Genomic DNA, 20,318 nt, shown 5'->3' on the forward strand with positions numbered 1-20,318 from the left:
GATTGTGTTATTTTTGCCTCTTGTTATTAGAGATAGTTACAAAATTATGATACGTATATTGCATACTGCCGACTGGCATCTAGGACAAACCTTTTTTGGTTATGATCGCACGGAAGAACATAAAGTATTCCTGAATTGGCTGGCAGAAGAAATTCGTCAGAAAGAGATTGATGCATTGATTATAGCCGGAGATGTTTTTGATGTTTCCAACCCTTCCGCTGCATCCCAAAGCATGTATTATCAGTTTATTTATCGGGTGACAGCAGAGAATCCGTATTTGCAGATTGTCATTGTTGCCGGCAACCATGATTCGGCAGCACGCCTGGAAGCTCCTTTGCCTCTGTTGCAAGCTATGCGGACGGAAGTCAGAGGGGTAGTTCGCAAGCTCGAAGGCGGAGAGATCGATTATGACCATCTGACTGTAGAACTGAAGAACCGGCAAGGGGAAGTAGAATTGCTTTGCATGGCAGTTCCTTTTCTGCGTCAGGGAGATTATCCGGCCGTGCAAACGGAAGGTAATCCGTATGCGGAAGGAGTTCGCGAACTTTATGCACAACTTTTGCAAAGATTATGGAAGCGAAGGACGGAGAATCAGGCGATTCTTGCCATCGGTCATTTGCAGGCCACAGGATCGGAGATTGCAGAGAAGGATTATAGCGAGCGTACCGTGATTGGCGGGTTGGAGTGTGTATCTCCGGAAGCTTTTTCCGAACAGATAGCTTATACGGCATTAGGACATATACATAAAGCGCAACGAGTGTCCGGAAGAGAGAATGTGAGATATGCCGGAAGCCCCATTCCGATGTCTTTTGCCGAGAAACATTATCATCATGGAGTCGTGATGGTGACTTTCGACGGAGGCTGTGCGGTGGATATTGAACGGTTGGAATGCCCGAAATTAATACCTTTGGTGAGTGTGCCGAATGGAGAACCCGTCTCACCGGAAGCTATCTTGAAAGCCTTGAAGGAACTACCCGAGACAGAAGCCGTAGCCCCATATCTGGAAGTAAAGGTATTGTTGGAGGAACCGGAACCCATGCTTCGACAGGAGATTGAAGAGGCACTGGCAGATAAAAACTATCGGTTGGCGCGTATTGTTTCTACCTATCACACTGATATCGGAAATACGGTGAAAGAAAATGAAAACTGGAAGAGGGGGTTGCAGGAGATGTCTCCCTTACAGATTGCACAGTCTGCCTTTGAGAAGATTTATCAGGTGGAAATGCCTGTAGAACTGACAGGTTTGTTTGAAGAGGCCTATTTGGCTGCTACCCGTAAAGAAGAGGAGGAAGAAGAATGAAAATACTAGCTATACGATTGAAGAATCTGACCTCGATAGAAGGGACGGTAGAAGTGGATTTTATGGCAGAACCATTACATTCTGCAGGTATATTTGCCATTTCAGGACCTACCGGTGCAGGTAAGTCTACTTTATTAGATGCCTTATGTCTGGCATTGTATGATAAGGCTCCCCGCTTCGCTACTTCAGTGGAAAATGTGAACCTGGCAGATGTGGGAGATAATCAGATTAATCAGTCTGATGTTAGAAATTTGTTGCGCCGGGGGACAAGTGATGGTTATGCGGAAGTAGATTTTTTAGGTATTGACGGACGGCGTTACCGTTCTCGTTGGTCGGTGAGGCGGACAAGAAACAAGATAAACGGTTCTTTGCAGCCACAAACGCTGGAAGTGAAAGAATTGGATACGGAGAAAGAATTTCAAGGTACCAAGAAAGAGTTGTTGATTCAGTTGGTGGAGTTGGTTGGCCTGACGTATGAACAGTTTACCCGTACAGTATTATTGGCACAAAATGATTTTGCTACATTTCTGAAATCAAAAGGGGCGGCGAAAGCAGAATTACTGGAGAAGTTGACAGGAACCGGTGTTTATTCCCGGATTTCTCAAGAGGTTTATGCCCGGAATAAGGCGGCACAAGAAGAGGTGACCTTGATTCAGAATCGAATGAATGTGATCGAACTGATGCCGGAAGAAGAGCTGCTTGCTCTGCAAAAAGAGAAAGAACTATCGACTGAAAAGCGTGCAGTAGGGATTAAACTGCTGGCAGAACAGAATGAACAACTGAATGTGGTTCGTTCATTAAAAATACAGGAAGAACTTTGGAAGAAAAAGCTGCAGGAAGAACAGGAGGAACAGGCCAGGGAGAAAGTACTGCAGGGTGCATTAGCTTCCCAAGAGGAAGGATTGGTGCATTTTAAGGCACAATGGGAGGCCATACAGCCGGACTTGAAGAAAGCACGTCAATTGGATGTACAGATACAATCACAGCAAAGCAGTTATACACAGTCGCAGCAGATTTTACAGGCGGCTAATAGGCAGGTGGCGGAGCAGGAACAAAAAATGCGGGTGGCTGCGGAACAATTACAGGTGTCTTATTCTTCTCTGAACCGCTTATTAAGCCATGTAGGGATAGAAGAAGCACTGCAACTTGAACAGGTGGAAGAGATTCTACGGCAAGAAGAAAGCAAACTGGCTGCCGCTACAAGTACGAATGAGGAACGTTTATTGCGCTTAAATTCTTTCGGATATCCGTTATTGGCCGAAGAACAGGTGAAGTTGCAAAAAGAGTTGACTCGTCAGCAGAATATCCGGCAATTAACAGAAACGCAGACGAAAGCAAAGACGGAAATAGAAAGGCTGGAGAAAGAAGTGGCCGATTGTCTGAAACAATTGACGGAGCAAGAAACCGCATTGAAAGTTACTCAACGTCTTTACGAAAATGCACGTATGGCAGTGGGAAAAGATGTAAAAGCATTGCGCCGACAATTACAGCAAGGGGAGGCTTGTCCGGTTTGCGGAAGCACAGCGCATCCTTATCATCAGGGGCAGGAGGTGGTAGATACTCTTTTCCGGAGTATAGAGCAGGAGTATAATGCAGCAGCAGCCAACTGTCAGCAGATGAATAACCGGAGCATTGCCCTGCAACGTGATTTGGCACATCAAAAAACGGTGGACGGACAAATCGGAGAACAGTTGGCAACATTATATAAAGCAGGGATTGAAGCCGGAAACGAAGAGCAGATACAACATCGTTTGGCGGAACTGGCAGAACGTATTTTGGAATATCGCAATCTTTACGCAGAATGGCAGCGCGGCGATGAAGAAATTAAAAAGATGCGTGCACATTGTGAAGCCCTCCGTGAGAATGTTTCTCTCTGTCGTTTGGCTATGCAGAAAGTATCGTCAGCCAAAGAACAGCTGGTAATTTTACAGAATGCTGCTTCGGCCGAGCTAAAGAGATTTGAAGTGATAGAAAAAGCGCTGAATGTGCTTCGTCAGGAACGTTCGCAGCTATTGAAAGGAAAAAGTGCGGATGAAGCGGAAGCTGTCGTAGCAAAAAGAGAGAAAGAGCTGAATCTCGCTTTGGAGAAAGCGCGTAAAGAAGTAGAGGCGGTACACAACCGGCTCTCCGGTTTGCAAGGAGAGATGAAGCAAATTGCACTGGCTATAGGAGAGTTGCAGGAACAGTATAAAAAGATAGAGTCTCCCGAACTGCTTCCCGAAATAATAAAGAAGCAACAAGAAGAAAATATGAATGTCGAACGTGCCCTTTCTACCATGGAAGCCCGCCTGCTACAACAAGCAAAGAATAAACTGACTGTGGAACAGATTGCGAAGGAACTGGCAGAGAAACAGACGGTTGCCGAACGTTGGGCAAAATTGAATAAACTGATTGGCAGTGCGGATGGGGCGAAATTTAAAGTGATTGCTCAAAGTTACACTTTGAATTTGCTGCTGCTTCCATGCCAATAAACATTTATCTTATCTCTCTAAACGTTATAAGCTACAACAGGTGCCCGATACGTTGGCACTTCAGGTAATAGATTGCGATATGTGTGATGAAATACGGACTGTATACTCTCTTTCCGGAGGTGAATCGTTCCTGATTTCTTTGGCACTAGCTTTAGGTTTGTCTTCCTTGTCAAGTAATAATCTGAAAGTTGAATCTCTTTTTTATTGACGAAGGTTTCGGCTCTTTGGATGCGGAAAGTTTGCGTACAGCCATGGAAGCATTGGAGCAATTACAGATGCAGGGACGGAAAATAGGAGTCATCTCTCATGTGCAGGAGATGAGTGAACGGATTTCTGTTCAGGTGCAGGTACATAAAAAAGTGAATGGAAAAAGTGTGCTTACCGTGGTGGGGTAAGCACACTCCTTAGCCTACTGTATATGAATTATTCAGCTTAGATTCTTTTACATTAATTCGTTCAGTTCGCTTAAATTCTTCTTGATTTCGTGGATACGATTTAAGAACTTCTTGCGGTAAATCCATAAGATCAGGCCCAGTCCTCCACCCCATAACAGGATGAAGAAAACTATCATACCCATTCCATATTGCCACACTTGCCAGTAGATAAATGAAAGTATAGCCAGGACTAGGAGGAAGGCGATAGCAATCAATCGTTCCCTGATGGTCCATCGATGGATACGGTTCACGCGGCTGATTACTTCTACCAAAGGCATCTCGTCTATTTGTGTCCGTTGGAGGAAACGGGTGGTGACGATATCCCAGCAAAGAGCAGGAATCCATGCGAAAATGATAATGATATAGATCGGGTTCAATCTGTTGTGCAACAGTACCTCCGCTAAAAATAAGATCAGTATCGGCGGAGAAATCAGAATAAGCTTGATGTTCAGGCTGGCAATGGCGTGGATACCTTTGTCCGCATGCCTTATCAGCTTTTCAAGCTCTTCTTCTTTAATGAACTTTTTGTCTTTCAAGTGTTCATCCAGGGCATTCCAAGATTTTTTCAGTTCTTCCAGTTCCATATATCTTATTCCTCCTTTTTCATTCTTTTAAGTTTGTCTTTGATACGACTTAGTTTGGTCGCTACATTGGTAACCGTCAGTCCGGTGATTTCTGCTATTTCCTCGTAACTTTTGTCTTCGAGATAAAGCAGGATAATTGATTTGTCGAGCTGTCCCAGTTGGTTGATCATCTGATAGAGCTGTTTCAGCATTTCGTTGATCGGGTCGTGTGCTTCTATGGCCCAGTCGGTATCTTTGGTGAGGCTGACTATTTCCGGCACATTCTTTTCTTTACGATAGAAGCTGATACAGGTGTTGAGGGCAATACGGTAAATCCAGGTGGAAACCTTACATTCTTTTCTGAATTTGGGATAGGCTTTCCAAAGGTTCAATACCACATCCTGATACAGATCATTGAGAGGAGCATTGGGATTGGCATACAGATAGCATACCTTATAGATCACTCGTTCATATTCGCGGATCACCGACAAAAACTCTTGCTCAATAGGGGCGCTGACCTCTGTTGTTTGTTCTCTCATGGAGTCTATGATTACTTTTCTGGTTAGTTAGTCGTGAGAAAAGGAGAAAAATCACAGGAGAATAAAGGCTATTGAAGATTGGCTGCCAGAAACTTACACATTTCTTCGATGCTTTTTCCCCGGCGGCGGGCATAATCTTCGAGTTGGTCTTGTCCAATCTTTCCGACGGAGAAGTATTCGGAAGCAGGATGCGCGAACATAAGTCCGCAAACAGAAGCGTGCGGGTACATAGCTCCGTTTTCGGTTAGTGAGATGCCTATCTGCTTCATATCCAATAGTTCATCCAACAGGAAGTTGACAGATTGATCCGGTAAGGACGGGTAGCCGACAGCAGGTCGGATGCCTTGATATTTCTCGACCAGTAAATCCGCTATGCCTAAATTCTCGTCTTTGGCATATCCCCATGCTTCTTTGCGTACATATTCATGCATCTTTTCTGTTGCTGCTTCTGCCAGTCGGTCGGAGAGAGTTTGGACAAGCAGGTGTTTATAAGGATCCTGTTCGTACAATCCTTCCATGTCCGCATCAATGGAAGAAGCAAAAGCACCGATGGTATCCGGGATGCCGGACGAAACCGGACGGATAAAGTCGCTTAGACAAAGAAAAGGACTACCATCTCTTTTCGGCGTTTGTTGGCGCAGTAAAGGAAAAGTGATGAACCGGTCTTTTTCTTTCTCAATAATCAGGTTATCCCCGTCAGAGTTTGCCTTGCAAAGCTTGAAGATGGTCTTTACTTCATAATCCCGGTCAAGCAGATCGAGCATCCGATTGGCTTCTTTGAATAGCTGCATTGCTTCGGAAGCTTTATTACGCTCTTCTTCCGGGAAAGTTGTCAGCCACGAAGCACGGCAGGCATCACATCCGTGAATGTTGGCGATGGCTGCAAAACGCGGTTGGAAACCCCATGCGTGGAAAAAGTAAATCCAGTTGATGTAGGGAGTGACTGTATGTATTTTATAAGATAAAATCATAAATTATGCAATTAAATAGGAGTTTAATGGCGGTAACGTAGTGCCAGGCAAGATTTCCTTCAGGATATTGATGTTCTTAGGCACGGATTACACGGATTACGCTGTTGTTTTATATAGTCATATTTCTAAAAACCGTGAAATAAATCCGTGTAATCCGTGCCTGAAATATTATTTATCGCTCAAAGAACAATTCCTGTCCGCGATAAGTCTCGTCTATTTCTCCGTTGTTATATAACAGATGTCCGTTTACAAATGTTTTCTCTACTTTCCAGTCGAATGTGTGTCCCTCTAATGGACTCCATTTGCATTTGCTTAGAATACAATCGGTTGTTACCGTCCATTCGCTTCCGGGACGGACTAATACCAAGTCAGCCTGATAGCCTTTGCGAATGAATCCTCTGTTTGGTATCTCATACATCTGCGCAGGAGCATGAGCCATCTTTTCTACTACTTTTTCGATAGTAAACACTCCTTTTTCTGTCAACTCCAACATGCTGACGAGTGAGAACTGAATCATTGGCATTCCGGACATTGCTTTTAAGGCACCGCCTTCTTTTTCGCTAAGTAAGTGTGGGGCATGATCTGTGGCAATGGCATCAATCAAACCGCTATTGACAGCCTCTTGCAAAGCTTTCCGGTCTTGCGCTGTCTTAATGGCAGGGTTGCATTTGATGCGGGCACCCAGTGTCTGATAGTCCTCTTCCGTAAAGAGCAGATGAGAAACACAGGCTTCTGCCGTGATCTTTTTTGTACCAAAGGTACATTAGAAAACAGGCTCAACTCTTTAGCTGTGGAAATATGCATGATGTGCAGGCGGGCGTTTGTCTCACGTGCCAACTGCACTGCCAGTTCGGATGAACGATAGCAAGCCTCTTCCGAACGAAGGAGCGGATGAAGAGCCAAAGGTACATCGTCTCCGTATTCTTTCTTATATTTATCCGTATTTTCTTTGATAATTCCCTGATCTTCGCAATGAGCAGCGATGAGCAGATCAGTTCCACCGAATATATTACGCAGACTGGCCATCCGGTCTACCAGCATATTGCCGGTGCTTGACCCCATAAATAGCTTCACTCCACAAACCCGGTGTTTATCCAGTTGTGCAAACTGGGTATAGTTATTATTCGTTGCTCCGAAATAGCAGGAATAGTTGACAGCCGACTTTTCACCCAACAGTATAAATTTTTCTTCCAAAGCCTCCAATGTAGTAGTTTGCGGATTGGTATTGGGCATATCCATGATAGAGGTGACACCTCCTGCTGCCGCAGCACGACTTTCTGTGGTGATATCTGCCTTATGAGTCAGTCCGGGATCGCGGAAATGCACATGTTCGTCGATGGCACCCGGCAAAAGATAACATCCGGTTGCGTCTATTATCTCGTCATAGGGGGCAGTTGCGTTTTCTTCATCGACCCATATTTCGGCTATCTTTTTCATTCTCGATTACTACTGAACCCAGAACTTTTCTTCCTTCGTTGACAATAACGGCATTTTGAATCAGTGTACGTTTCATTTCTTTTGTGGGAATTTATGGAACCAACTATTTACTTTTAATTTTATCACACCAAATATGGCTTCTCCAAAGATGCTGCTATTCATTTTAGAAGTCCCTAATTCACGATTAATGAAGATAACGGGAACTTCGATGATTTTGAAACCACACTTGGATGCAGTGAATTTCATTTCAATCTGAAAGGCATATCCTTTAAAACGAATATGATCTAAATCGATCGTTTCCAATACCTGACGGCGGTAGCAAACAAATCCGGCAGTGGTGTCATGTACAGGTATTCCGGTGATAAACCGCACATATTTAGAGGCGAAGTATGACATCAATACCCGTCCCATCGGCCAATTCACTACATTCACTCCGCTGACATAACGGGAACCGATAGATACATCTCCTCCTTGTTCCGAACAAGCCTGATACAAACGGGGTAAATCATTCGGATTATGACTGAAGTCTGCATCCATTTCAAAAATATACTCGTATGCGTGCTCTAGTGCCCATTTAAATCCGGTAATGTAGGCAGTGCCCAGTCCCAGTTTTCCTTTACGTTCAATCATAAAAAGCCGTTCGGGAAATTCTTGTTGCAGTTTTCTTACGATGGCTGCCGTCCCGTCCGGAGAGCCGTCTTCTATGACCAGAATATGGAATACTTGGGGAAGGCCGAAAACGGCACGGATGATATTTTCTATGTTCTCCCGTTCATTATAGGTGGGGATAATTACAATGCTATCCGATGTCTGCATATAGATACTATAAAATTTAGAAACAAAAGTAGTTCTTTTCCTTTAGTTATAGCTGAACTAAGGAAAATTTAACGTGTTTCATACCCCCATTCGGAATAAGACGGCATGTTGTCGGAACTAAGCCCGCACCTCGCTTGGGGTAAGCCCACGCCTTAGCAGTGCTCATCCCACGGCTCACGGATGTTTAGCCCACGGTTTAACAGCACTCGCCCCACATCTAAGTAATGTCCGGCAGATACCTTATTATAATACTTCTGTTCTTTGGGTGTATACTCCCAATCTTTTTTGTAATTTTGCGGGGAAATTTTATAGGTATGACAATAACTGAGTTGCAACAACAATATGCTGCCCACCCCAATATGGCAGTAATGAAGCGCTTGTTGAAGGACACTTCCGTTCAGACTGTTTTTTGCGGAGGACTGTGTGCATCCGCCGCTTCTCTTTTTTCTTCTGTACTGGTGCAAGAGGGTGGTTGCCCGTTTGTATTTATTTTAGGTGATCTTGAAGAAGCCGGATATTTCTATCATGACTTGACGCAGATATTAGGTACGGAAAGAGTATTGTTCTTTCCATCTTCATTCCGTCGCTCCATCAAGTATGGACAAAAAGATGCGGCCAATGAGATTTTGCGCACAGAAGTACTTAGCCGCTTGCAAAAGGGGGAAGAGGGATTATGTATCGTTACGTATCCGGATGCATTGGCGGAGAAAGTGGTGTCGCGCAAGGAATTGAGTAATAAAACGCTGAAGCTGAATGTAGGAGAGAAAGTGGATACCACTTTCATCACCGATGTGTTGCATAGTTATGGTTTTGAATATGTAGACTACGTATATGAACCGGGACAATATGCTGTTCGCGGTAGTATTATCGACGTTTTCTCTTTTGCTTCGGAATATCCTTATCGTATTGATTTCTTTGGTGATGAAGTGGAAAGTGTCCGTACCTTTGAAGTGGAGTCTCAATTATCCCGTGAGAAGAAAGATGGAGTGTCTATTGTTCCCGATTTGGCGGTGACAGGTGACGTAACGACTTCTTTTCTGGATTTCATCCCGAAAGAGACTACCTTGGCGATGCGCGATTTTCTTTGGTTGCGCGAACGAATCCAGGTAGTACACGATGAGGCGCTGACGCCACAGGCAATAGCCGTTCAGGAGGCCGAAGAGAATGGTGGCATTACATTGGAAGGGAAATTGATAGACGGTAGTGAGTTTACTGTACGGGCACTCGATTTCCGCCGGTTGGAATTTGGTAATAAACCGACCGGAACGCCCAATGTCAGTGTTACTTTCAATACATCTGCCCAGCCTATCTTTCATAAGAATTTCGATCTGGTAGCTTCTTCTTTCAAGGATTATCTGGAAAAAGGCTATTCGCTTTATATCTGTAGTGACAGCACGAAGCAAACAGATCGTATCAAAGCGATTTTTGAAGATCGGGGTGATAAGATTAATTTTACTCCCGTAGAACGTACTATTCACGAAGGTTTTGTAGATAACACACTGCAGCTCTGTATCTTCACAGACCATCAGTTGTTTGATCGTTTCCATAAATATAATCTGAAAAGTGATAAAGCCCGTTCGGGAAAAGTGGCACTATCCTTGAAAGAACTGAATCAGTTCACTCCGGGAGACTATGTGGTGCATACGGATCATGGTATCGGACGTTTTTCCGGTTTGGTACGTATTCCGAATGGTGATACTACGCAAGAGGTTTTGAAACTGGTGTTTCAAAATGAAGATGTGGTGTTCGTTTCTATTCATTCCCTGCATAAGGTTTCCAAATATAAAGGTAAAGAAGGAGAGGCTCCCCGCCTTAACAAATTAGGTACAGGTGCATGGGAGAAACTGAAAGAACGTACGAAGAGTAAAATCAAGGATATTGCCCGCGATTTGATTAAATTGTATTCGCAGCGTCGTCAGGAAAAAGGTTTCTCTTATAGTCCCGATAGTTTCTTGCAGCGTGAGTTGGAAGCATCCTTTATTTATGAAGATACACCGGATCAGAGCAAGGCGACGATTGATGTCAAGGCGGATATGGAAAGTGACCGTCCGATGGATCGTCTGGTCTGCGGAGATGTAGGATTTGGAAAAACCGAGGTAGCGGTCCGTGCGGCTTTCAAAGCCGTTGCCGATAATAAACAAGTAGCCGTTTTGGTTCCGACAACAGTGCTTGCTTACCAGCATTTTCAGACTTTCCGTGAGCGTCTGAAAGGGTTACCGTGCCGGGTGGAGTATTTAAGCCGCGCACGTACTGCCGCACAAACCAAAGCTGTATTGAAAGGATTGAAAGAGGGAGATGTCGGTATTCTGATAGGTACCCACCGTATCTTGGGAAAAGATGTCCAGTTTAAAGACTTGGGATTGTTGATTGTGGACGAAGAGCAGAAATTTGGAGTCTCTGTCAAAGAAAAGCTGCGTCAGTTGAAAGTAAATGTGGATACACTGACGATGACTGCTACTCCAATTCCCCGTACCCTTCAATTTTCATTGATGGGTGCACGCGACTTGAGTGTGATTTCTACTCCGCCACCCAACCGCTATCCGATTCAGACCGAAGTGCATACTTTTAATGAAGAAGTGATAACGGATGCCATCAATTTTGAGATGAGCCGCAACGGTCAAGTCTTCTTTGTCAATAACCGGATTGCGAACTTGCCGGAATTGAAAGCGATGATCGAACGTCATATCCCGGATTGCCGTGTAGCAATTGGACATGGACAGATGGAACCGACAGAGTTGGAGAAGATTATTCTGGATTTTGTCAACTACGACTATGATGTACTCTTGGCAACTACAATCATCGAAAGTGGTATTGATATTCCGAATGCCAACACTATCATTATCAATCAGGCGCAAAATTTTGGATTGAGTGATCTCCATCAGATGCGTGGACGGGTAGGACGTAGCAACAAGAAAGCTTTTTGTTATCTGCTGGCTCCTCCGTTGGGTAGTTTGACAGCCGAAGGAAGGCGACGTCTTCAAGCGATTGAAAACTTTAGTGATTTGGGAAGTGGTATTCATATTGCCATGCAGGATTTGGATATTCGTGGAGCCGGAAATCTACTTGGAGCCGAACAAAGCGGATTTGTTGCCGATTTGGGATATGAGACATATCAGAAAATTCTGACCGAAGCTGTCCATGAGTTGAAGACAGACGAGTTTGCAGAGTTGTATGCGGATGAAATCAAAGGCGAAGGACAAATTAGTGGAGAAGAGTTTGTAGACGAGTGTCAGGTAGAAAGCGACCTCGAACTATTATTGCCCGCCAACTACGTAACTGGCAGCAGCGAACGCATGTTGCTATATCGTGAACTGGATGGACTGACATTGGACAAAGATGTGGAAGCTTTCCGTGCTCGTCTGGAAGACCGCTTCGGACCGGTTCCCCGGGAAACGGAAGAACTACTCCGTATTGTGCCTCTACGCCGTCTCGCAGCCCGTTTGGGTGCAGAGAAAATCTTCCTGAAAGGTGGGCGGATGACCTTGTTCTTTGTTTCCAATCCGGATAGTCCGTTCTATCAAAGTAAGGCTTTTGGTAAAGTGATAGACTATATGATGAAATATACCCGTCGTTGTGATTTGCGTGAACAGAACGGCAGACGGAGTATGCTGATTAAGGATGTTACTAATGTGGAAACGGCAGTCAGTGTGTTGCAGGAGATTGTGGCTTTGCCGGTAAAGGAAGCATAAATGAGTTGAAGATGCTATTATTGGCAACAACTCATCACTATGTAGCTTTTATTTCTTTCTCTTATCTATATTATTTTTTCGATTGCCTAATGAGTTTTCGTTTGACTTAAGTTGAACTAACGCCCGACAATAATTGAACTATCGTTTGACTATAGTCAAACGAAAACTTACTAGGTAATCAAATATATATCAATTGGAGAGCGCTAACTTAAAAGTAGCCAATAGAATCATAAGTTATAATTGATTCATAATCATGCCTTATGCTTGATTTATAATTTATTTCATTCTATCTTTTTCCTTTCCCTCTTTCCATGTCCTTTCCTTTTCCGTATAACTTGTCTATCAAATCTGAACGTCCGATACGTCTCAACTCATTGATGATGTTTTTTCGTTCTTCCGGTTTATACCAGAAAAAGAACTGGCGTTGTGCAAGTTTCTCCCGTTGGGTTTTGGCACTGAAGATCGGTTCTAGCGTGTATGGATGGAATCCACTATACCAGGCTTCGGTAGCCACTGTCATCGGAGTAGGAGTGAAGTCCTGTACTTGTTCCAGGTGGAAGTCCAGACGTTTAGTGATAACGGCAAGCTCCGCCATATCTTCTTCGTTGCATCCGGGATGCGAAGAGATAAAATACGGAATCAGTTGCTGACGCAGATTCTCTTCCCGGTTGATACGGTCGAATATCTTCTTGAATGTTTCAAATTGCTCAAAAGAAGGTTTGCGCATTACGGATAATACCCGGTCACTGGTGTGTTCCGGAGCTACTTTTAACCGGCCACTCACATGATTGACTATTAATTCGCGGGTATACTCGGCAGTGCTACGGTTGATAGCTTCATCTTTGCTTTGATGAAGTAACAGGTCATAGCGTACACCGCTACCGATAAACGATTTTTTGATTCCGGGCAAGGCATCCACAGCATGGTAAATATCCAGTAGAGGGCGGTGATCGGTATTTAGATTCGGACAAACTTTCGGATGAATACATGACGGTCGTTTGCATTTCTTGCAAATAGCTTCATCTTTCCCTTTCATCTGATACATATTAGCGGAAGGACCTCCCAAATCACTTAAATATCCTTTGAAATCGGGTAACTGAATAACCTCTTTTACCTCTTTCAGTATAGACTCTTTGCTTCGGCTGACAATAAACTTTCCCTGATGGGCGGAAATGGTGCAGAATGCACAGCCACCAAAACATCCTCGGTGAATGTTGATGGAAAATTTAATCATATCGTATGCCGGAATCCGTTTCCCTTTGTATTTTGGATGAGGCAGGCGGGTATATGGTAGATCAAACGAATGATCGAGGTCTTTCTGGCTCATCGGAGGATAGGGAGGATTGACAACTACTATCTTATTTCCTACTGCTTGTGTGATTCGTGAAGCCGAATATTTATTGGATTCTTCTTCGATATGTCGGAAATTACTAGCCTGTTTCTTTTTATCTGCCAGACATTCTTCGTGTGAATAAAGTTGAAGGTCATCTTCCGCAGATGTCCATTCTGTTGCACGACAAAGATAGGCTGTTTGGGGTACAGAACCGATAATTGTTCTGAATTTGCTGCTTGTCAGTACAGGTTCTTCAGCGGTGAGCAGACTTTTCATATTCTTCACCAGGTCTACAAGAGGCTTTTCCCCCATTCCGTAAATGAGCAGATCTGCCCCGCTGTCGCACAAAATACTCTTTTGCACTTTGTCCTGCCAATAATCGTAATGACTCAACCGTCTTAAACTGGCTTCGATTCCTCCGATGACTACCGGAACATCCGGAAAGAGTTTCTTTAGTATCTGGCTATAAACCGTGGAAGGATATTCCGGACGCATATCCGGTCGGCCGTCCGGAGTATAGGCGTCTTCGCTGCGTAGTCGTTTGTTGGCGGTATATTTATTAACCATCGAGTCCATGCATCCGCCGGAGATACCGAAGAATAGCCGTGGACGTCCCAACTTCCTGAAGTCACGCAGGTCGTCACGCCAGTTAGGTTGGGGAACGATGGCTATTTTCAAACCTTCCGCTTCGAGAATGCGTCCGATAACGGCAGCACCAAAAGAAGGATGATCCACATATGCATCAGCACTGAATAGAATGACATCCAATTCATTCCATCCTCGAAGTTCTACTTCTTTCTTAGTAGTGGGTAACCAGTCGGTCAATCGATATTCTTTCATGCCGCAAAGATACGTATAATAAAAAAACATCCCAATGATTTTTTTATTCATTGAGATGTTTCACTTCGTTCATTAGGATGTTTTCTTTCAATTATTAGGATATTTTTTTAACTTCCCGTTGATTGTGAACTGTAATGTCATTTGTTCACCGTCATAGATTTCACGGAAACCAATACCTTGCTCGGACAGATATTCCTTTAGATCCTGAAACGCATCGGCATGGTTCATGATAATCTCTATCGTTTCACCCGGAGAGGCAGTGCACATCGCTTTTATTGCAGGAATCAGCGGACTGTATGCTGTTATTCCGCAGGTATCTACCGTAATCATTATTCCTCCTCTTCTTCCGCTTCCGGACTGGAGAGCCAGGTAAGATAGAGCTTGATGAGCTGTTGCAAGCCGAATGCCTTCATATTATTGTGATAAATCACGTCGATACAAAGGTCCAGCAAGTCTTTGCTATCTTCCTCCTGGCTGGCGATAAGGGAACGGACATTAAGTTTCAACTTATCCAAAACTGCTTCATCTACAATACCGGTACTGTCGATAAGATGACGGAACAGAGCATATTTTTCAATCGTTCTCAAATTTTCATTAGATACTTCTATGCTGCGTGTACCGCTGGGATTTGCTTGTATAGTATACATTGTTTTTTAGTTTTAAAGGTTATTATAGTAGCAAAGATAGAATTTAAAATGAAAAACGGATTAAAAAAAAGGATATTTTTTATTTTTGAGTAAAGAATCCCAGGATGCCTGCCATAATGGTTGCCCGGTCCGCTTCGGACTGGATGCTTTCAAAAGGAAAGCCCAATACAAAAGTACGGTAGTTTCCTTTGTAGGCAATACCTGCACTCTGATTGCCGGGTGCATACGTAAATACGGGGAAGGCAGTATCTACGGGAACAATACAATCCACAGCAGGCACAGCATAGCTGCTTTCATTAGGCAGACGTGGGATTGTAATAGTACGGCCCAATCCTTTAATCTGATTCGAACTCTTATCCGTCAGGCTACCTTGATAACCATACTTCAGTATCTTCTCCGTAAATTCCCGGTTTCCTTGTGTTCCACTCATATCACTTCCTACATAAGCACCGCTGACAAACAGGTTACCTCCCGCTTGGCAATAGCTGGTCATAATCCGTTGCATAGCCGAAGAGAATGTCTTGTAATACGCTTTACTTGCAGGATCTTCTTTTTCCAGTCCCAAAATATAATCTACCACCGGATAATCTTCTAACGTAACTAATCCGTTCTCTACCGCTTCGTCGCTGCATGATACGAAGCTATATTTTCCGGCTGCCTGAATCGCTTTTCCGTGAATAAAAGGATAGTCGAACGTGTTTCCTGCAATTTTCATTCCTTCTAATTCGCTTCCACTATGCCCCAGACTTCCTTTTCCTTCTTTACCGGCTTGTGTACGGTCGAAACTGGTTTGTGCTCCGCAAAATGAAATATTCGATATATACGGAACGCCGGGATCTTGCATTAGATCGAATCCGGCTTTTTCAGAAGTGTTAACGACCGCCGGACCGCTGATTCTGTCAAAGCCATTGATGATGATTACTTTTCCCTGTTCACGTTTGGCTTTATAAGCGGAGAGGATTTCAGAAGGAAAACTTTCCCCGCCCCGGTTTACAGCAGTTACCTTGAATGAATAAACGAGTCCCGGTTCTATCTTAACGGTATGGGACGTTTTGCTGACTAAAGTGCCATTGTCAAAACCTCCATAACCGATGCGGGTATATACAATGTATTCCCGTGGTCGTGCAGTCGGTTCTTGCGGATCGTCTTCGCCTTTCCATGAAAGTTCTAATGTATTCTTTTTCTTTCCGAATTGAATGGCGAAATTGCTCACAGGCAGAGGCTGAACGATGTATTCTTTATCATGCTGGCTGGTAATGAATTGCAAAATTCCTTTGTAGATGGCACGTCCCACTGTAAATTTAAAGTTCGGATCATGTCCTAACTGCATATCTGCGAAGTTCTGGTGGGAGAGTAGTTCAATAATTGTAGAAGGCGTAGCCGGAAGACGTGTTTCACTATAATTCCGGTTCCACATGCTGCGGCGTGTCCACGGCAAGCTATAGCTTGAATAAATATCTTTCTGAATCTGTGTCAGCAGAATGTCTGCCAGATCACGTGAGGCATACCGGTCTGTTCCTGCATTCAGTTTGCCATTATTGAAATCGGTGGTGTAAATGCCGAGTGATCCGATCAGTTCGTCTGTTTTGCTGCATCCGGCGTCACTGTGCAATGCCATCGTCATTTCCAAAGGTACGCCCAGACCCGACTGTTGTGGGTTATAGACGGAACTGCCCGATAAATAATTGATAACGTTAGAGCGTGTGTTGATATCGTCTATATAGTCGTTTTCACCTTTTCGTCCGGCATATACTTCGTATGGCATTCCCGCCCATTGAGCAGAGTAGCGTGCTCCTTCCAAGTAACGCGGTAGCCCACTGATTCTTCCTCCACGGGCAATGTTACCCATTCCTCCTCCAAAACGTACTGCATCGGCACATACAACTCCATGTTCGCTGCTCTCGTTGCTAAGAACCACCATGCCGTAGTCGTTGTTCCCTTTGTCGAATTCAAAAGTGCCGAGATAAACCCATGTGCCTCCACCTATCTTTTGATTTACTTTAAATTCGGTAACTCCACCGTTATGGAATACCAGATATTTGGCGTCGCTTACACTGTTGGGCAATGTCTGGTAGGAAACATAAACTGCATACTTGCCTGTTACCGGTAGAGTAGGCACCCATTCGGCAAATACCTGGTCTTTATTCTTCTTTTTCTTTTTCTCTGTTGGAATAAAACGACAGGTCCCGTCAGTGAAAGGATTTTCTTCCTCTTTATAGATTGTTTTCTTTTGAGCAAATCCTCTTACCGGAGCATTTGTCCAATTAGTCTTTTTACCACCCACTTCCAAATAAAGAGAAGCGCTGGGAGTATCATTATCTACGATGATTTCATTCTTTTGTGTATCCCGTTCGCGGGGAGTGTAAACAATCGCTCCTGCATTTTCCAGCATTGGAATCACATAAGGAAGGACAAAAGATTGAGTGAACATATCTTCTGTGGTGCAGAACAATCGGGGGCGTTGCCATCCCCATTCGTTTTTGTCATTTTTGAAATAGTTGCCGTGGCTTTGCCAGATTGCAATGTGGCGATCTTGTAGTCCGCGTGAGATTTCATTGGGACGTGAAGTGTTTTTCACCCAGGGAGCTCCTTTATAATCTACATTTAAGGATAACCGTCCTTTATCCTTTTTCTTGTTCCGGTAGAAATTAGGTACCAAATCCTCAATAGGTTTCCCATCCGCATAAATGGTGAGCTGGTAATAATGAACGGGACCCGGAAGCAACTCTTTTACTTGATTATAAATATTTTCTACAGTTTCCGGTCGGAAAGGCTGATAGGCGAAGCTCTCCGATGCATAGATTGCAATCGTCTTACGGTCGTAATTAATATCGAAGCTATTCAGTTTAGGAGTGCTGATTTTGGCTGTTGCGGTATATTGGTTGAAGTAATCCGTCAGCCGCTCTTTTACATTTCTTTCAATGTCTTGAGCGAAAAGGTAGTTTGCGCCTATAATGAGGCATAGAAGAAACACTATTATCTTTTTCATCATTCAATGCTTTTATTTTCATTTTCACCACAGAGGAAAGGAGGACACAGAGGTTAAATCTATGAAGCGATATAGCGATATAAAATGGTTGTTCATAATAACTCTGTGTCCTCCTTTCCTCTGTGGTGAATTCTCCCGCAAAAATAAACAAAAAAGAGCGAGAAGTATCGAAACTTCCCACTCTTCTTTCATTGTTTTATATTCTCTTAATTAAGAATGATTACTCTTATAATGGAACATATTCTACAAATGCTTCCATTGCTTCGTAAGAAGCCAGTCCCAACTGATCGTACAAAGTAGCTGTACCACGGTTACGATCTTCGCTACGTTGCCAGAACAAACGTTCGTCGTTACCCAGGAACGGAGCACTTTCCATTTGCGACTGATGTTTCAGGATAGAGTTACGTTTTGCACGAAGTTCTTCCGGACTGATAGGCACTGCCATTTCAATATTCTCGATTTCCCATTCAGCCCACGCACCACGGTACATCCAGATACGACAGTCTTTCAGCCATTTGGCACCTTCTTCTTTTTCAAGATCGACAGCAGCAAATACAGCGTCTGTACATACACGGTGAGTTCCATGTGGGTCGGCTAGGTCACCTGCAACGAAAATTTGGTGAGGTTTTATTTCACGGAGCAAGTTGCGTACAATTTCTACGTCTGCTTCACTGATCGGGTTTTTCTGAATCTTACCTGTTTCATAGAAGGGCAGATCAAGGAAATGGCAACGTTCCAACGGTATATTATTATAAGTACAAGCCGTACGGGCTTCACCACGACGAATCAGACCTTTGATAGTCAGAATATCACGGCTGTCCATATCACCGTCTTTCTTCTCTTTCAAGAAATTGCGTATTTCTGTATATTTTTCATTGATAACCAAGTCTTCACTGTTATTGAAGAGTTGGTTGAATCCATTGATGAAATGCATGAAACGAACTACTTCCTCGTCACCTACAGCGATATTACCGGAAGTTTCGTAAGCTACGTGTACTTCGTGTTTCTGCTCTACCAAACGGCGAAGTGTACCACCCATGGAAATAACATCATCATCCGGATGCGGAGAGAAGATGATTACACGTTTCGGATATGGTTTTGCGCGTTCCGGACGATAGGTATCATCAGCATTGGGCTTGCCACCCGGCCATCCGGTAATGGTGTGCTGCAAATCATTGAAAATTTTGATATTTACATTGTATGCAGAACCATAAAGTGCCAGAAGCTCACTTAACCCGTTTTCGTTATAATCTTTATTGGTCAATTTCAGAATCGGTTTGCCGGTCAGCTGACACAGCCAAACAATAGCGCTACGGATTAACTTATCGTTCCATTCGCAGGAAGTGACTAACCAAGGACGTTGGATACGTGTTAAGTTCATGGCTGCCGAAAGATCGAGAGCTACATGCGCATTGTTGTGAGTTTGCAGGTAAGAAGCAGGAATTGTGTCAGTGATCGCACCTTCCACACATTCTTTAATCATAGCTGCTTTATTCTCACCCCAGGCAAGCAGATACACTTTCTTTGCACCAAGAATAGTGGCTACTCCCATTGTAATAGAACTGATCGGAGTATTATCCAACGTTCCGAAAATCTTGGATGCCTCATTGCGTGATGCGTTATCCAACAAAATCAGACGAGTGGTAGAGTTCAGTCGGGAACCCGGTTCGTTGAACGCAATGTTACCTACACGACCGATACCTAACAAAGCAATATCAATACCTCCGAAGCTTTCAATGCGTTGTTCATACAGGCGGCAATATTCAAAGATAGTATCTTTGGCAATGCTTCCATCGGGAGTGAATATATTCTGCTTGTCAATGTCGATGTGGTCCAGCAACATACTCTTCAAAGCGTTGAAGTTGCTGTTGATTGCATCGGGAGACAACGGATAATACTCATACATATTAAATACGATCACATTGCGGAAGCTAAGTCCCTCTTCCTTATGCATGCGGATAAGTTCGGTATATACGTGGCTGGGTGAGTCACCTCCGGGAAGTGCCAATACACAGAAACGTCCTGCCTTTTGTTTTTCGCGGATGGTTTGTGCTATTTCGCGCGCAATATAGTTAGCACCTTCTTCTACGGATTCGTAGATGTCCGTAGGGATTTTCTCGAGTCTTGTCAAGACTGATTTTTCAAATGCATTCTCCGGTCTGTAGTATCTGGGGGAGACCCGGTGGAGACTGATTTGAGAACTAAGATTTGTTTTCATAAAGTTGTTAATTAAGTTATGTAAGATTAGCGTCCTTACGACTGTATTTTCACGACAAAGATACAAAAGAA

General features: G+C 43.8%; 10 protein-coding genes and 3 pseudogenes. 4 read left to right on the forward strand and 9 right to left on the reverse strand.

Annotation, left to right across the window (positions count from 1 at the left end):
• Positions 1 to 46 precede the first annotated feature (46 nt).
• The 3 genes and pseudogenes from NXX38_RS15805 to NXX38_RS26950 all read left to right on the forward strand — a co-directional run.
• Positions 47 to 1,300 (forward strand): exonuclease SbcCD subunit D, encoded by a 1,254-nt coding sequence (locus NXX38_RS15805; protein WP_148366167.1) that lies wholly within the window; start codon positions 47 to 49, stop codon positions 1,298 to 1,300.
• Positions 1,297 to 4,166, forward strand: a pseudogene (locus tag NXX38_RS15810) (AAA family ATPase). The gene NXX38_RS15805 and the pseudogene NXX38_RS15810 overlap by 4 nt, the downstream one beginning before the upstream one ends.
• Before the next feature lie 511 nt (positions 4,167 to 4,677).
• Positions 4,678 to 4,722: pseudogene (locus tag NXX38_RS26950) on the forward strand (hypothetical protein); the annotation flags it as partial.
• Between the two features lie 72 nt (positions 4,723 to 4,794).
• On the opposite strand, the gene NXX38_RS15820 reads toward NXX38_RS26950, so the two are convergent.
• The 4 genes and pseudogenes from NXX38_RS15820 to NXX38_RS15835 all read right to left on the reverse strand — a co-directional run bounded on the left by NXX38_RS15820 (position 4,795) and on the right by NXX38_RS15835 (position 8,531).
• A complete protein-coding gene (locus NXX38_RS15820; protein WP_074637383.1) occupies positions 4,795 to 5,307 on the reverse strand; it encodes an RNA polymerase sigma factor in 513 nt (170 codons plus the stop codon).
• Positions 5,308 to 5,375: 68 nt separating this feature from the next.
• Complete coding sequence (locus NXX38_RS15825; protein WP_258980128.1) at positions 5,376 to 6,278, reverse strand: vitamin B12 dependent-methionine synthase activation domain-containing protein; 903 nt, start codon at positions 6,276 to 6,278, stop codon at positions 5,376 to 5,378.
• A gap of 172 nt (positions 6,279 to 6,450) precedes the next feature.
• Positions 6,451 to 7,791: pseudogene (locus NXX38_RS15830) on the reverse strand (dihydroorotase).
• Positions 7,788 to 8,531 carry a polyprenol monophosphomannose synthase gene (locus tag NXX38_RS15835; RefSeq protein ID WP_148366176.1) on the reverse strand — a complete coding sequence of 248 codons (744 nt, stop codon included), beginning with the start codon at positions 8,529 to 8,531 and terminating at the stop codon, positions 7,788 to 7,790. Before NXX38_RS15835 ends, NXX38_RS15830 begins: the two are co-directional and overlap by 4 nt.
• A 314-nt stretch (positions 8,532 to 8,845) precedes the next feature.
• Between NXX38_RS15835 and mfd the strand changes: the two genes are divergently transcribed.
• Positions 8,846 to 12,220: a transcription-repair coupling factor gene (mfd, locus tag NXX38_RS15840; RefSeq protein ID WP_217721530.1), complete on the forward strand. Its 3,375-nt coding sequence runs from the start codon at positions 8,846 to 8,848 to the stop codon at positions 12,218 to 12,220.
• A gap of 286 nt (positions 12,221 to 12,506) precedes the next feature.
• Here the strand turns inward: mfd and NXX38_RS15845 are convergent, their stop codons facing one another.
• From NXX38_RS15845 to NXX38_RS15865, 5 genes are all read right to left on the reverse strand, one after another.
• Positions 12,507 to 14,393: a YgiQ family radical SAM protein gene (locus NXX38_RS15845; protein WP_258981963.1), complete on the reverse strand. Its 1,887-nt coding sequence runs from the start codon at positions 14,391 to 14,393 to the stop codon at positions 12,507 to 12,509.
• Between the two features lie 87 nt (positions 14,394 to 14,480).
• Positions 14,481 to 14,723, reverse strand: a complete 243-nt coding sequence (locus NXX38_RS15850; protein WP_074556428.1) for a sulfurtransferase TusA family protein — start codon at positions 14,721 to 14,723, stop codon at positions 14,481 to 14,483.
• Positions 14,723 to 15,040, reverse strand: a complete 318-nt coding sequence (locus tag NXX38_RS15855) for a hypothetical protein (RefSeq protein ID WP_074556429.1) — start codon at positions 15,038 to 15,040, stop codon at positions 14,723 to 14,725. Before NXX38_RS15855 ends, NXX38_RS15850 begins: the two co-directional genes overlap by 1 nt.
• A 79-nt stretch (positions 15,041 to 15,119) precedes the next feature.
• Complete coding sequence (locus NXX38_RS15860; RefSeq protein WP_258981965.1) at positions 15,120 to 18,029, reverse strand: xanthan lyase; 2,910 nt, start codon at positions 18,027 to 18,029, stop codon at positions 15,120 to 15,122.
• Positions 18,030 to 18,255: 226 nt separating this feature from the next.
• Positions 18,256 to 20,247, reverse strand: a complete 1,992-nt coding sequence (locus NXX38_RS15865; RefSeq protein ID WP_074556431.1) for a glucosamine-6-phosphate deaminase — start codon at positions 20,245 to 20,247, stop codon at positions 18,256 to 18,258.
• Positions 20,248 to 20,318: the final 71 nt, after the last annotated feature.

Source organism: Bacteroides sp. BFG-637 (assembly GCF_024793605.1).
Taxonomy (GTDB): Bacteria; Bacteroidota; Bacteroidia; order Bacteroidales; family Bacteroidaceae; genus Bacteroides; species Bacteroides vicugnae.